The 15,049-nt window shown below is 63.3% G+C and carries 12 protein-coding genes and 1 pseudogene; 7 read left to right on the top strand and 6 right to left on the bottom strand.

The window, feature by feature from the left end:
• Nucleotides 1-6: 6 nt before the first annotated feature.
• Entirely contained in the window at nt 7-906 is a 900-nt protein-coding gene (locus tag ACWAT4_RS16345) for a COG3904 family protein (RefSeq protein ID WP_212425164.1), read from the bottom strand.
• Between the two features lie 230 nt (nt 907-1,136).
• Between ACWAT4_RS16345 and yidD the strand changes: the two genes are divergently transcribed.
• The gene (yidD, locus tag ACWAT4_RS16340; RefSeq protein ID WP_212301670.1) at nt 1,137-1,475 is read left to right on the top strand and encodes a membrane protein insertion efficiency factor YidD; all 339 of its coding nucleotides are present in this window, start codon (nt 1,137-1,139) and stop codon (nt 1,473-1,475) included.
• A gap of 91 nt (nt 1,476-1,566) precedes the next feature.
• Complete coding sequence (locus ACWAT4_RS16335) at nt 1,567-1,779, top strand: hypothetical protein (RefSeq protein WP_212301671.1); 213 nt, start codon at nt 1,567-1,569, stop codon at nt 1,777-1,779.
• On the opposite strand, the gene ACWAT4_RS16330 is transcribed toward ACWAT4_RS16335, so the two are convergent.
• Nucleotides 1,780-2,994, bottom strand: coding sequence for a hypothetical protein (locus ACWAT4_RS16330; RefSeq protein ID WP_449730923.1), 1,215 nt, complete (start codon nt 2,992-2,994; stop codon nt 1,780-1,782).
• A 2-nt stretch (nt 2,995-2,996) separates the two neighbouring features.
• On the bottom strand, nt 2,997-4,364 hold the full coding sequence (locus ACWAT4_RS16325) for an APC family permease (RefSeq protein WP_449730922.1): 1,368 nt from the start codon (nt 4,362-4,364) through the stop codon (nt 2,997-2,999).
• Between the two features lie 362 nt (nt 4,365-4,726).
• On the opposite strand from ACWAT4_RS16325, the gene ACWAT4_RS16320 reads away from it, so the two are divergent.
• Both ACWAT4_RS16320 and ACWAT4_RS16315 read left to right on the top strand, forming a co-directional pair.
• The gene (locus ACWAT4_RS16320) at nt 4,727-6,037 is read left to right on the top strand and encodes an alpha/beta hydrolase (RefSeq protein ID WP_449730921.1); all 1,311 of its coding nucleotides are present in this window, start codon (nt 4,727-4,729) and stop codon (nt 6,035-6,037) included.
• 181 nt (nt 6,038-6,218) lie between these two features.
• Entirely contained in the window at nt 6,219-6,545 is a 327-nt protein-coding gene (locus ACWAT4_RS16315) for a GrlR family regulatory protein (protein ID WP_212425167.1), read from the top strand.
• Between the two features lie 20 nt (nt 6,546-6,565).
• Here ACWAT4_RS16315 and ACWAT4_RS16310 read toward each other — a convergent pair whose 3' ends face one another.
• Both ACWAT4_RS16310 and ACWAT4_RS16305 read right to left on the bottom strand, forming a co-directional pair.
• Entirely contained in the window at nt 6,566-6,946 is a 381-nt protein-coding gene (locus tag ACWAT4_RS16310) for a hypothetical protein (protein WP_212301677.1), read from the bottom strand.
• Nucleotides 6,947-7,037: 91 nt separating this feature from the next.
• Nucleotides 7,038-8,209: pseudogene (locus ACWAT4_RS16305) on the bottom strand (MFS transporter).
• 186 nt (nt 8,210-8,395) lie between these two features.
• On the opposite strand from ACWAT4_RS16305, the gene thrS reads away from it, so the two are divergent.
• The 3 genes from thrS (at nt 8,396) to ACWAT4_RS16290 (ending at nt 12,430) form a co-directional block, all read left to right on the top strand.
• A complete protein-coding gene (thrS, locus tag ACWAT4_RS16300; protein WP_449730920.1) occupies nt 8,396-10,438 on the top strand; it encodes a threonine--tRNA ligase in 2,043 nt (680 codons plus the stop codon).
• Nucleotides 10,439-10,531: 93 nt separating this feature from the next.
• On the top strand, nt 10,532-11,095 hold the full coding sequence (locus ACWAT4_RS16295; protein WP_212301682.1) for a nitroreductase family protein: 564 nt from the start codon (nt 10,532-10,534) through the stop codon (nt 11,093-11,095).
• A 63-nt stretch (nt 11,096-11,158) separates the two neighbouring features.
• Complete coding sequence (locus ACWAT4_RS16290) at nt 11,159-12,430, top strand: serine hydrolase domain-containing protein (protein ID WP_212425169.1); 1,272 nt, start codon at nt 11,159-11,161, stop codon at nt 12,428-12,430.
• On the opposite strand, the gene ACWAT4_RS16285 is transcribed toward ACWAT4_RS16290, so the two are convergent.
• Complete coding sequence (locus tag ACWAT4_RS16285) at nt 12,416-14,878, bottom strand: putative bifunctional diguanylate cyclase/phosphodiesterase (protein WP_449730919.1); 2,463 nt, start codon at nt 14,876-14,878, stop codon at nt 12,416-12,418. The two genes, ACWAT4_RS16290 and ACWAT4_RS16285, sit on opposite strands and share 15 nt — an antisense overlap.
• Nucleotides 14,879-15,049 lie beyond the last annotated feature (171 nt).

Here is a 15,049-nt window from a genome sequence, read left to right as displayed (position 1 = left end):
GAGGTCTTACTTCTGTGGCGCCGCAGCTGGCGCCACCGCGCCGCCGGTCGGGACCACGGCTTCCGCCGTCTTGGTCGACTTGGCCGCCTGCGGCTCCGGTTCCTCGCCAAACCTGGCCTGCGTCTTCGGCGCAAGCTCCGCCACTGCAGGCGCCGTGATGTCCACATGCGGGAGCACGTCGGCAACGAGATTGGTTGTCACGAGATTGGTCAGCTTCAGCTCGGCTGCGTCGAGCTCGTGCAGATCTTCCCAAGGCGGCACGCTGAGCGCGAGCGACAGCAGGTCCCCTGCCCCGCCCATGTCAAAGGTGTATTTGGCCAGCCGGCCAATGTCGCGTTCCACGATCATCAGATCCTGCGCACTGTAGCTTGCCGCCTTGGCGTCGTCTGCGCGGTCTCCCATCCAGATCTGATGCACGCGGACATGAGCGGCTTCGGGCACGTAGCGTTTCTTGCCGGCCAGCAGCAGGAACACGCACATGGATTCGCAATAGGCTTCTGAGGCGACCGCCGGACGGGCGCCCTGCCTGTTGGTCTGCTGCGTGATGCCGACGGTGGTCAGAAGGCCGAGATTGCGGAAGCGCCGGCCGAGCGTGATCGCGTCGTTGACGGAACCACCGCTGGAATCGAGTACGACGGTGGCACCGCCGAGCTGGCGCCCGCGGGCGAAGTCGTCAAAGTCCTTCGGTGTATCGGCGGTGATGATGCCGACCGCGCTGACCCAACCGCGGCAATTGGGCTCGCAGGCGACCCAGCCAAACTTCATCGGCAGCTTGCGTTCTTCGAGTGAGGCGCCGGCTCGGGCCGGCGAACCGACCGTCGCGACGGCGCCCGCCAACATGACACCACAGGCAGCGGTTCCCACCAACAACCAGCCGCGAAGGTTGAGCGACTTCAGAAGTTTCAAACTGGTTCCTTCCCCAAGCCCTAAAAGCAGTCAGGCAAGCCCCGTTTCGACGTTCCAACGAGTCTACACATTGACGTCATAAAAATGGTATCCGGGGGAATACAGATCGTCCATAGGTACTTGCTGCACTGCTCCCTGAAAGCAGGCAAAATATGGCGCGCCTGCAACAGCTCGCTGTTCCCCGCATTGGAACTGACCATCACTGCGCACAGGACGTCGGCACAGCGCACATGAAGCACACAACCTGCGAGCACTGTTCCACTCCCGTTGTCGAGGCGTTACGGCTGCCGCGCAGATTCGGCCGCGCGCTGATCTGGCTGTATCGACATACGCTGTCGCCGCTGGTCGGTTACAATTGCCGACACTTGCCGACATGTTCCGTCTATGGCGACGAGGCGATCGAGCGTTTCGGACTCTGGGCCGGCGGCTGGATGACACTCGCACGCTTGTTGCGCTGCAATCCCTTTGGTACCTCGGGCATCGACAACGTACCTCTCACCGCGCCGCAAGGTGCGCGCTGGTACTTGCCATGGCGATACGCGCGCTGGCGCGGCGTCAACGCTTCCTAAGCGTGCTGCGGTGCTTTGCGCATCGCTGCCCCGAGCGGAACCGGAACTCTGCCCTCGCGTTGTTGTGATGCTCCCACGGGAGGAAACAACAATGCGCTGGAAAATCAGCCCTCATTTTCACTTCAGGCCCGGTTCGCATCTTAGGTTTAATCCCAGGGATCACGATCCCCGAACGATCGACATGCTCGCGATCATCGCCCTGCTCGTCTTCGTCGTCGGCTCCGGGTGGTATCTGGCGACCAGTCTTGCAACGCCGCCAAGCACGACGGCGTTCATCGTGCCGAGCCAGAGCGTGCACTGGTAGTTAGCGGAACCAGAAGAAGCGTCCGGGGGGCGGCGGAATCGGCTCGGGCGGACGCGGTCGCTTCGGGCGCGTCGGTTTCGGCGGCAGTTCGGCCGACGATGTCGTGTCTGCGGCGGGAGCGATCTCGCCTCCGGGAATCTTCACCGACAGCAGCAGATTCGACTCATGCATCCGCCAGCGGTAGCCGACGCCAAAATCGATTGGTTGGGCGCGGGTGAACAATTCAGCGTAGCGCTCCTGGTAGCGGCCAGGAAATTCGTTGATCGGTCCGAGATAGCGACCAAACGGGAAGAAGCGCCATTGCCGCGGATTGTAATTGGCAAGCGGAATGCCGGAATCGTCCTGGATAATGGTCGCGCTGTTGGCGAGCAGCCAGTCGCGGGCAACGGTGAAGTTGCCTGCGTGCAAGAGATACGACGCGCTCTTGAGCAAGCTGTTGCCTGGCCCGAGCGTCTCGCAAAATTTCAGGAAGCCCGCCGCGCGTGCGCCGGAATTGGAGAGATCGGTCGAGAAATAATACAGCGTACGCGCCTCGCCGTCGGCACTTGCGAACGTGATGCGGACGCCGCGCGTGGCGTTCAGCCCCGGATTATCATTGCCAACGTGCATTCCGCCCTTGTTGTCGAGCGCGACCATCTCGACGTTGCGAATGGTTTTGCCGGAACGCGCCAGGAACACGTAGAGGATGGGCAAGGTGCCATTGACCTGGTTGGCGTGCAGGTCGACCTTCATCTGCTTGGTGATGAAGAAGGAAAAGCTCAGGATCGAGCCGAGCGAACGCTCAACATTGTAGAGCGCGGCGTCGACCGAGACGCGTGACAGCTTGGACAGGTCGGGCACCGCACCAACCGGCTCCAGCGCACCCAGCACGTAAGTGCTGGCCTTGGAATAGAACGCGTTGGCGTAGAGGAAATCCGGGCCGCTGAACAAATAGAACATGGTCGGCCTGGGCGCGGCGAGATTGACGTCAGACCAGTCCCGGATCTTCGACAATTGGCGCTGCTCGAGTTGCGCGAAGGCGCCGTCGAAGAATTTTTCGTGATGCTGCCAGGATGGATCCCTGGTCAGCGGCACCAGCGGTGACTCCGCCGAAGGCTGCATGCCCGCGAGGAAGCGCGCAGTGTCGTCGAAGGTGACCTCGGCCGCCCGCGCGGACGAGATGACCGCAGCCATAAGGGCAAAAGCGACGGCCGCAAGTCTCATGACTCGAAACATGTCTATTCGCGATTGTGTGACGTGGCAGCGGCGACCGGCCGCCTGCGGAAAACAGCATAAATCAGCAGGCCCGAGAGCATGACGAGCATGCCCGACAGCGACTGCACGGGCCGCTCGATCAAGAGGTAGTACATCATGAAGGCGGTCACGAGCAGGAAGATGAGCGGCGTGAACGGGTATCCCCAGGCACGATAGGGTCGTGGCAGGTCGGGATCGGTGATGCGCAGCTTGATCACGCCGGCAACCGTGAAGAACGAGCAGAACAGCAGCGCGAACTGGATGAAGTCGAGCACCGCCTCGAAGCTGCGGGTGAACAGCAACAGATTGGCGACCGCGAGTTGAAACAGGATGGCGTAGGCCGGCGCGCCGCTCACCGATTTCTTCGAGAACACGCGCAGCGCCGGGATATCCTCCCCCATCGTCATCATCACACGAGGGCCAATCCACATCATCGCGCTGATCGAGGAGATCAGGCCGACGCAGATCATCGCGCCGACGATGCGACCGCCGAGATTGCCGAAGATGGCGCTGCCGGCCACACTTGCAACGTCGAGCTGGCCGGCCAGAGATCTGATTGGCGTCGAATAGAGGAACACCGCGTTGAGCGCGACGTACAGCACCAGCACGATCAGCGTGCCCGCAAGCAGCGCACGCGGCAGATCCCGCTGCGGCATGTTCATCTCGCCGATGATGTAGGTCGCGGCGTTCCAGCCTGAGAACGAATACATCACGAACACGAGCCCGATCGCGAAGGGCGCGCTGACGATATGGGCGAGATCCCCCGGCTGCGGCGTGAAGGCGATCGGCTGCGGCGTGCCGATGACGAATCCGGCGACGAGGAAAGCGACGATCAGCACGACCTTGAGGATGGTCGAGATCAGCTGGAAGGTCGAGGAGTGCCTGACGCCGGTCAATTGCACGATCGAGACCAGCCACACCACGCCGATCGCGAGCGGAATCGGCGGCAGATCGGGCACGACGGACTTGGCATATTCGCCGAAGGCCATGGCGGCGAGCGCCACGGGCGCTGCGAAGCCGACCGTCGCGGAGACCCAACCGGCGAGAAAGCCGAAGGCCGGATGATAGGCGCGACCGAGGAAATTGTACTCCCCGCTCGAGCGCGGAAACATCGCGCCCAGTTCGCTGTAGGAGAACACGCCGCACAGCGCGACGATGCCGCCGACCGTCCACAGCGCGAGGATTGAAAAGCCCGAGGGGATGTCCTTGACCTGGAAGCCAAGACTGGTGAAGACGCCGACCCCGATCATGTCGGCAACGACAATGGCAATTGCAACCAGAACGGAAACCCCGGAGCCGCCTCCGATCAGCCGCCCGGTCCAGGGCGTGGTTCCCGCATCTGATGCCGTCATCTGGGTCCTTAGCCTCAGGCGTCGCGCCTCATGGGAGGCATCGTGCAGATTGGTCCAGTCAATTCAAGCAGGGTTAACAAGGGTTAAATGAGGCGGTTGAAATCGGTAATTAGTCACCTTTTTCGCCCGCTTTCGTACAATAAACCCGTAATCGGCCCCGGAAATACGCGCGCCGCTCCCACAATCGCGACACGATTGCGTGGTCTTTTTTGACCGTTCCGGATGTGGGGAAAGTTTCTCCGGACGCTTAACGTCACCTAAACGCCAGTCGGCTCAATTGGCTTGGACGTAGCCGCTGGACGTGGTTCATGGCTTGGGGTCATGGGTGGATGGTCGGGGCCGTTCCGAAATTGAAAGCAGACATGCGTGCTGACCGGACCAAGGCGTCCGGGGCGCGCGGTCGTGCGCTTCGGATCGCCCTGATCTCCGCCTTTGTGCCGCTATCACTGGCGCTGGTTCAATGCGGCCAGGCGCCCAATCCGACAGCGCTCGCCACGAATTCGCAGGCCAACGTCCAGGTCATTGCGAAGACCAATCCGCAAGTCTTCAATCAGCAAGTCGCAAGCGGCGATACCTTCGAAGATCGCTTCCCTGCCCCGCAGTTCAAAGAGCGCTTTCCGTCGGCGAGCGAGAGCTTCCTGCAACGGCAGATGTCGGACTTCTCGCCCAAGCGCGCCGTACAGCAACAGCCTCAGCCGGCGCAGGCGCCGTACAAGGTAGCTTCGCTGGAGCCGCAGATCCCCTATCAGCGTCCGCCACGTGAAGACCTGACGACCCTCGTCAGCATGAAATCCTCGGCCTTCCCCTATTTCGGCAACAACCCCGCCTCCGACGCGCCATTCCTCAACATCTCCAAGGGAGAGCGCCGCGGACATCGCAGCTACTCGGGACGCGTGTTCTGGCAGGACGAGACCTACAACGACAGCCGGGTGCTGGTGCACGTCCCCGAGCATTTCGACGTGCGCAAGCCTGGGGTGATCGTGGTGTTCTTCCACGGCAATGGCGCGACGCTTGAGCGCGACGTGCGCGACCGCCAGTTGGTGCCGCAACAGATTACCGCTTCAGGCGCCAACGCGGTACTGCTTGCCCCGCAGATGGCCGTCGATGCCGCCGATTCCAGCGCCGGAAAGTTCTGGCAGGCGGGCGGCCTCAAGCGCTTCATGGATGAATCGGCGAGCCACCTCGCCCGTCTCACCGGCGATCCCAACAGCGTGCGCGCCTTCGCCAGCATGCCGATCGTGATCGTCGGCTATAGCGGCGGCTTCCTGCCGACCGCCTGGAGCCTCGAGGTCGGCGGCATCAGCGATCGCGTCCGCGGCGTCGTGCTACTCGATGCGGTCTACGGCGAGATGGACAAGTTCGCGTCCTGGATCGAGAGCCATCGCTCGGGCTTTTTCGTCAGCTCCTATACCCACTACACCGCGCGGCGCGACCGCGAATTGATGAACATACTGCGGCAAAAGGGTATCGGCGTATCCGAGGACATGGACGGCCCATTACGTCCCGGCAGCGTCGTATTCGTCGAAACCGGCGACGGCATCACCCACCGCGACTACGTCAATCGCGCATGGACGCAGTACCCGCTCAAGGACGTACTGGTGAAGATGTCGGCAACGCCGGCGCTCGCCCTGACGCGCGTCGCAGCCACCAGCCCGTCGGTATCGAGCCGTTAATCCAAATATTGCGCACGCCGGTATTTCGACGCACTGCGTGCAACTCTCCCGGGCTGTGATCAAAATGTGATGTTGATGGACGACATCCCCGGGGGGCTCCGGATTGCTTCCGTTGGCCACGGCCATATTTTGCCGGCCACATTGCACTTGAACGAGTGCGCCTCTTCTGCAGGGACAGGTCGTGCGTCAGGGACTGTATAAGGTCGATTTCCACACGGTTCACGGAACCGGATGCGGCGTCGTCTATGTGACGGATGGCAAGATGCGCGGCGGCAATTCAGCCTTCGCGTTCATCGGCACCTACACGGGCGAAGGCGAAAGCATCAAGGTCAAAATCTCGACCGAACGCTACAACGACGACCCCGCGTTCAAGGCGCTGTTCGGCGTCGACCGGATCACGCTGACGCTCGCCGGCCGCGAGGATGGCGACACGGCTGAATTCGAAGGCAACGCGCTGCAAGTGCCGGGCGTTGCCTTCAGAGCAGTGCTGAGCCGGATCACCGACTAGGCGCCCAGCCCCCCAGACTCTCAGCTCTTCGGCAGCTTCGGAATGCTCTCGGCAAAGCCGTTGAAGCACGCCAGCCGTTCGTCCTCTTCCTTGAGGAAGCGGCAATCGGCGACACCCTTGGCCTTGGGCGGCTTGGGCTTCGGCGTCGGCGGAATCACGGCGTCGTAGCAGTTGAGACGGTCCTTGGTACCGTCGTCGGTATCGAGGCAAGCCTGGAGCCGCACTGCGATCGACTGCGGCTTGCCCTTCGGCGCCGCGGCGGCCGGCTTCGCAGCTGCCTCCTTCGCGCCTTTGGGCTTGACCTGCACCAGCGGCTTGTCCCCCACCATCGGTGGCTTGTCGGCTTGCGCAAACGCGGAGGCTGAATAGAGCACCGCGGCAACCGCCAAAATCATCCTCATTTCAGTCAACTCTCTTTGGTCCCCATGACCGGCCTTCTAGCGCTCTCCCGCGCGGTTTGCCAAGCGCCTTGCGCACCGGAAACATCGGCTTTCAGCGGGAGCCGACAGCAGCAGGCCGGGGCCGGCTCACAACGACCAGGACCAGCGCAAGAAAGACGAAGCCGACCGCCACAAAGGCTGTGCTATGCAGCAATTCGCGGGCAAACAGCAGTCCACCGACGGCAGAGCCGATGGCCTGGCCGATGTAGAGAACCGACGTATTGAGCGCGACGGTTGCGGGCGCAAGCGGCGGCGCGGCCGAGACCAGCCGCACCTGCTGCATGGAATTGGTCGATGCAAAGCCCAGTCCCCAGACCGCGACCCCCGTCGCCATCAACACAAGGTTGCCCGCGCTCAGCGCCCATCCCGCAATGCCCGCCAGTAACAGGCACGTGAACAGCAACGACGTCCGTACGGCCCCCATGTGTCGACGATGCGGCTCGCCACCGCAACGCCAAGGAAGCCGCACACTCCGTAAGTGGCGAACACCAAGCCGATCGCATCCGGGCCCGCGTCGGTCAGCTTCTTGAGCAGCGGGCCCATGAAAGTGAACACCGTGAACTGGCCCGACATCTGCAGCGTCGTGATCGCCAGCAAGAGCAGGATGGTCCTGCTGCGGCCGACCTCGCTCCAGGTCTTCAGATCGACCGGCGTGCCCTTCAAGCCGGCTGGCAAACGCACCAGCAGCAACAGGAAGCTGACACAGCCGAGCGCGCCGATCTCGCCATAGACCGCGCGCCAGCCGTAGCGGCTGGCGATGAAGGTGATCAGCGGGAGGCCGACGGCTGCAGCGAGCGACCAGCCCAGGAAGATATAAGCAATCGTGCTGCCGCGCCGCTCCGCCGGCACGATCAGCGCCGCCGTGCCCGCCGCCTGCGGCGTGTAGAGCGCGCCGACGGCGAGCATCACCAGGCGGACGATAAGGAGGGTCGAATAGTCTGGTGCGAATGCCGAAGCGAGATTGCCAACAGCGAGCACCGCGAGCGTGATCGTGAGCAATATCCGCCGTTCAATGCGGCTGGTTAGCCACGCCGTCAGCGGCGAGCCGATGCACAGCGTGATCGCGCCGAAGGTGATCAGGAGCCCGGCCGCGCGGATGCTGATGCCGAGCCCTGCCGACAATTCCGGCAGCATCCCCGCCGGCGCCAGCACCGAGCAACCGGTGACGAGATTGCCAAGCATCAGGGCAGTTGGCGCAAAACGGCCGGCGCGGGGATTTTCCATGCAATTGCATGTAGAGCAGACCCGCGGCCAGTTAAAGGCCACGTCCCGAAATAGTTGGAGCACCGCCCCGGCTTTTGCGCGCCACTTTCTTGGAATTGCCGGATTGCACAGGCCGAATCGCCTGATATATCGCTCGTTCCCGCTTACCTGCGCTCGTTCGCAGGAGTGAGCCTCAGGAGAAAAGCAATGTCCGACCAGCCCAAATCCGAATCCGGCTTTCAATACAGCCTCAGCAATCTGAAGCCCGTGACCCCCGCCGCCAAAGTCACCCTCACCTTCCCCGACGGCGCCCAACGCCAGTTCGACCAGAGCATCACCGGCCTCGATATCGCCAAAGGCATCTCGCCCTCGCTGGCCAAGCGCACCGTGGCGATGGCGCTCGACGGCGTGCTCACCGATCTCAACGATCCCATCGAGGCTGACGCCAAGCTCAGGCTGATCACGCGCGACGAGCCGGAGGCGCTCGAGCTGATCCGCCACGACTGCGCCCACGTGCTGGCGGAAGCCGTGCAGTCGCTGTGGCCGGGCACGCAAGTCACCATCGGCCCGGTGATCGAGAACGGGTTCTATTACGACTTCTTCCGCAACGAGCCGTTCACGCCTGAGGATTTCGCGGCCATCGAGAAAAAGATGCGCGAGATCATCGCGCGCGACAAGCCTTTCACGAAAGAGGTTTGGGATCGCGAGAAAACCAAGCAGGTGTTCCGCGACAAAGGCGAGGCCTTCAAGGTCGAGCTGGTCGATGCCATTCCCGGCAACGAGCCGATAAAGATCTATTACCAGGGCGACTGGTTCGATCTCTGCCGTGGCCCGCACATGACCTCGACCGGCAAGGTCGGCAACGCCTTCAAGCTGATGAAGGTGGCCGGCGCCTATTGGCGTGGCGATTCCAACAATCCGATGCTGACGCGCATCTACGGCACGGCCTTCGCCAAGCAGGAGGATCTCGATCTCTATCTCAAGCAGATCGAGGAAGCCGAGAAGCGCGACCATCGCAAGCTCGGACGCGAGCTCGACCTCTTCCATTTCCAGGAGGAGGGTCCGGGCGTCGTATTCTGGCATCCGAAGGGCTGGACCATCTTCCAGCAGCTGATCGCCTATATGCGCCGCCGCCTGACCGGCGACTACAGCGAGGTCAACGCGCCGCAGATCCTGGACAAGGTGCTGTGGGAGACCTCTGGCCATTGGGGCTGGTACCGCGAGAACATGTTCGCGGCTCAGTCCGCCGGCGACGAGGCCGAGGACAAGCGCTGGTTCGCGCTGAAGCCGATGAACTGCCCCGGTCACGTCCAGATCTTCAAGCACGGCCTGAAGAGCTACCGCGACCTGCCGCTCCGCCTCGCCGAATTCGGCGTGGTGCATCGCTATGAGCCGTCCGGCGCCATGCACGGCCTGATGCGCGTGCGCGGCTTCACCCAGGACGACGCGCATATCTTCTGCACCGAGGACCAGCTCGCCGAAGAGTGCCTGAAGATCAACGACCTCATCCTGTCGACCTATGCCGATTTCGGCTTCACCGGCGATCTCACCGTGAAGCTGTCGACGCGGCCGGAGAAACGCGTCGGCACCGATGCGATGTGGGATCACGCCGAGCGCGTGATGGCGACGGTTCTGCGCGAGATCCAGTCGCAGAACAATCACATCAAGACGGAGATCAATCCCGGCGAAGGCGCCTTCTATGGGCCGAAGTTCGAATATGTGCTGCGCGATGCCATCGGCCGCGACTGGCAGTGCGGCACCACGCAGGTCGATTTCAACCTGCCGGAACGGTTCGGTGCGTTCTACATCGACCATGACGGCGGCAAGAAACCGCCGGTGATGGTGCACCGTGCGATCTGCGGCTCGATGGAGCGCTATATCGGCATCCTGATCGAGCACTATGCCGGCAACTTCCCGCTCTGGCTCTCGCCGGTGCAGGCGGTGGTCACGACCATCACCTCGGAAGGCGACGAATACGCCAAGGTCGTGCTGGAGCAGGCGCGGCGCGCAGGCCTGCGGGTCGAGATCGACCTGCGCAACGAAAAGATCAACTACAAGGTCCGAGAGCACTCGCTGGCCAAGATCCCGGCGCTGCTCGTGGTCGGCAAGAAAGAGGCCGAGACGCATTCGGTCTCCATCCGCCGGCTCGGCAGCGACGGCCAGAAGGTGATGACGACCAAGGAGGCGATCGCCGCCCTGGTCGACGAGGCGACCCCGCCGGATGTCCGACGGATGCGCGGCGCGGTCTGATCCCTGAAATCGATCTAAATTCGCTTCCGGTTGCGGGCGGGCCTGCCTATCTCGGCATGGCACGCCCGACGACCAGCCGAAGAGGACATCGCAGTGCCCGACGCCATCGAACTCCTGAAAACCCGCCGCTCGGTCAAGCCGCGCGAAATGACCGGCCCAGGCCCCTCGCCGGCCGAGCTCGAGACCATTCTCACCATCGGCGCGCGCGTGCCCGATCACGGCAAGCTCGCGCCCTGGCGCTTCATCATTTTCGAGGGCGATGCCCGCCAGCGCGCCGGCGAGGTCATCGCCAAGGTCTTCGCCCGCAAGAATCCCGGTGCGCCCGCGGCTGATATCGAGACCGAGCGCAAGCGTCTCACCGATGCGCCGCTGGTGATCGGCATCGTCAGCTTCACCAAGCCGCACCCCAAGGTACCGGCGTGGGAGCAGGAATTGTCGGCCGGCGCCAGCGCCATGAACATCGTGACGGCCGCGACCGCGCTCGGCTATGGCGCGGCCTGGCTGACGGGCTGGTTCGCCTTCGACCGCGACGTGCTGGACGGTCTCGGCCTCAAGGCCGACGAAAAGCTCGCCGGGCTCATCCATATCGGCAAGCCGACCAAGCCGAGCGAGGACCGTCCGCGACCGGTCCTTTCCGAAATCGTGACGCGGTTTTAATCGATGTCTTGTTGACGCTCCTGACGTCTTGCGGCTTTGTTCCCGGCAAGGGAGGAAGCCCGGATGAAGCGTCGTGAATTTCTGGTCGGGGCCACGATGCTGGCCGGCACGATGGCGCGAAGCCGTGCCACCGCCGACATCCCTGCTCCGGCGCCCGACAAGCTGCAACGCATCACGGCGTTCTTCGAGAACGAGGTGACCAACGGCCGGCTGCCGGGGGCCATGGTCCTGATCCAGCAGCACGGCAAGCCGGTCTATTTCAAGCTGTTCGGCGTGCGCGACGTCAGGACTCGCCTGTCGATGACGCCGGACACGATCTTCTCCGTCCATTCCATGAGCAAGCCGATTACCAGCCTGCTTGCGATGATGCTGATCGACGAGGGCAAGCTCGCGCTCACCGATCCCGTGGCGAAATACATCCCCCTCTTCGCGGACACGAAGGTGGGGGTCGAGGTCACCAAGCCGGATGGCTCGATGGTGCTCGACATGGTGCCGCCGGTCCATCCGGTGACGATCCGGGATTTGATGCGGCACACCTCGGGCATCAGCTACGACTATATCGGCGGCAGATGGGTCGAGCTCGCCTACAGGGCGGCCAACATCTTCGCGGGCCCGTTCAACAACAGGGAATTCGCCGACCGTATCGCCAGGCTCCCGCTGGCGCGTCAGCCGGGAACGCTGTGGCGCTACGGTCACTCCACCGACGTGCTCGGCAGCGTCATCGAAATTGTCACCAAGCAGACGCTGTACGAGGCCTTGAAACAGCGCATCTTCGATCCGCTTGGCATGACCAGCACCAAGTTCGTCCTCACGACCCCCGATGAGATCGAGCGCATGGCGCGGCCGCTGCCGAGCGATCAGATCCTGCTCGATGCCGAGCGCGACCGTCTCGCCCATCCCGAGTGGCAATCCGGCGGCGGCGGTCTGCTCTCGACCATCACCGACTATCAGCGCTTCGCCCAGATGCTGCTCAACGGCGGCGAGTTCGACGGCAAGCGCTATCTCAGCCCGGCCGCCTTCAAAGACATGACGACCGACCAGATCGGACCGGGCTCCGGCGTCGATCGCGACTATTTCTATTTCCCGGGCGACGGCTTCGGTTATGGCTATGGGCTCGCGGTGCGCACCGATCCAGGCAATGCAAAGCCGCCGCCGGCGGGCTCGATCGGCGAGCTGAAATGGGACTCAGGAAGCGGCACCTATTTCGGCGTCGATCCCAGGCTCGACATGGTCTACGTGTTGATGCAGCAGACCCAGAACGAGCGCGGCCGCATCACGCCGGCGTTCAAGGAGCTGGTCTACGGCACCTTTCCGCCCGAGCTAAGCCGCCCGTGAGGCGCGCCGACCGAAATCGGCGAGCAGCTTTGCGATCTCGGCGGCAGGCCGCGCCGCGCTGAACAGGAAGCCCTGCACCTCGTTGCAACCTTCGGCGCGGAGCCAATCGAGCTGATCCTCGGTCTCGACGCCCTCCGCGGTCGTGGTGATGTTGAGGCTGCGGCCAAGCCCGGAGATTGCGCGCACGATCGCGCCGCAGTCGGGCCGCTGCGCCAGATCCTTCACGAATGAGCGGTCGATCTTGATCTTGTCGAAGGGGAAGCTGCGCAGATAGCTGAGGCTGGAATAGCCGGTGCCGAAATCATCCATGGAGATGCCGACGCCGAGCTCGCGCAATTGATGCAGGATCGCAAGGTTGGCATCGGTCTCGGCGAGGAAGATCGACTCGGTGATTTCGAGCTCGAGCCGCGCCGGTGACAGACCGGATTGCGCCAGCGCCGAGATCACGACTTGAACCAGATTGCGGCTGCGGAATTGCGCCGGCGAGAGGTTGACCGCAACTTTCACGTCGGAGGGCCATTTCACCGCTTCGGCGCAGGCCTCGCGCAACACCCACTCGCCGAGCTGTGTGATGAGGCCGATGTCCTCCGCGACCGGAATGAACTCCGCCGGCGAGATCATGCCCTTGTCGGGATGACACCAGCGCAGCAGCGACTCGAAGCCGGAAATGCGATCTGAGGCGATCGACACCAGCGGCTGGTAGTGCAGCTCGAACTCGCCATTGGCAAAGGCGCGGCGCAGATCGAGCTCCATATCGCGGCGCTTCTGCGCCAGGAGATCCATCTCGCGCTCGAAGAAATGATGCACGCCGCCGCCATCGGACTTCGCCCGGTACAGCGCCATGTCGGCGTTGCGCATCAGCTCCTCCGTCGTCACGCCGTCGCCCGGCGACAGCGCGATGCCGATGCTGGCACCGATCACCATCTCCTGACCGTCGATGTCATAGGGTGCCTTCAGCATATCGATCAGCAGGGTCGCGCAGGCGCTCGCCTCGTTCGGCGAGACATCGGCCGCCAGAATGACGGCGAACTCGTCGCCGCCAAGCCGCGCCGCCAGATTGGCGCCGCGGACTACGGTGGTCAGGCGTCCGGCTACCTCCTTGAGCAGGCGATCGCCCGCGGGATGCCCGAAGGAGTCGTTGATATTCTTGAACAGATCGAGGTCGATATAGAGCACGCCGACACGCTTGCCGCCGGCCTGGTCGAGCGCCTGCTTCAAGCGCTCCTGGAAATATTCCCGGTTCGGCAGATCGGTGAGACCGTCATGATGGGCCATGTGGGCGATCCGCGCCTCGGCCTTGCGTCGCTCGGTGATGTCGACCACTGCGACCAGATAGCCGTCGCGACCGTCGAAGGCGACGCGCCGGCCAAAGGTCAGCACCTCGATCTCGCTGCCATCGGCGCGCAGATGCCGCCAGTTGCGCGAGGAATGATAGGCATCGCCGATGCGTTCGAGCGCCTCGGCGTGGCTGTCCCACTCATCCTCGGGCCAGATCTCGTGCAGCCGCATGCGCAGGAAGGCCGCGCGGCTGTAGCCGTAATGCTGGACCGCCGCATCGTTGACGCCAAGAAACTGCTTGGTGTCGGCGTCGAACACCCACATCGGCATCGGATTGTTGTCGAACAGCAGACGAAACGAGGCGTCGCGCCGCTTCAACGCTGTGACATCGGAGATCGTCAGCGAGACCACATCGGCAAACGCGGTGGCGCTCAGCCGGAGATAACGGCTCTCGTGCTCGATCTCGAGCTGCTCGCCGCGGCCGCCGGAAACCGCCTTGAGCAGGAGTTCCATGATCTCGGGCGCGGCAAGCAGCGTGTGGCCATCGCAAATCCGCCGCCACAACAGGCTCGAACCTTCGGTCTTCAGCAGCAGTCCAGCGCTGTTGTTATGATGCACGATCTGGAGATCGAACGGCCTGCCACCGGCGTCGCGCAGCGTTGCCAGCGAGACCACCGCATCGTCAGTCGCGGCAAAGATCGCGTCCAGCAAATTGTACTGCGCGCCGCGCTCGTTGACGTAGACACCCACAAGCCGGGCGCCCCAGCGCGAGGCCGTCGGCAAGGCCAGCACATCATAGGTCCTGACCATTCCGTCGCGCACGCAATGTGCACTCGCATGATGCGGCTGCCCGGCGGCCAGCGCATTCGCGGCTGCTTCCGACAGCGCCGTGGCGCAATCCGGCGACAGCTCCCTGACTGGAATATCCCAGCGCTCCTCGCCGAGCCATTTCTGAACATAGCGTCCGCTGCGCGACAGCTCGAGCGTGCCGTCGCCCTTGAGCAGCGCAATATGGTCGGCGAGCCGTCCAAGGCTGCCGAGCATCACATCCTCATAGCGGGGCAGCCGGTCACCCGGCTTCAACGCGGCGCGCCATTTGCGCTGAAGCACCGTGATGTCGTCAAACATTTCGGCGGCCGGCTTGCCCGGCATCTTCCTCGCGGCACTCATTGCAGTCCCCAACGCACTTTCACGCCGCATCCAATGCAACCTCGCTTAATGGCGTGTAAAAAGCGCGCAGGCGCGGGTTCGGTTCGGCGATTATGACAGTTTTAAGTCGCGCGGTGGTTAGTGCGATTTAGAGACTATGACAGTGATTTGAAATGCGATTCATACGATTAC

It is taken from the genome of Bradyrhizobium sp. T-1 (genome assembly GCF_053592855.1).
This window is presented reverse-complemented; position numbering and strand designations above follow the sequence as displayed.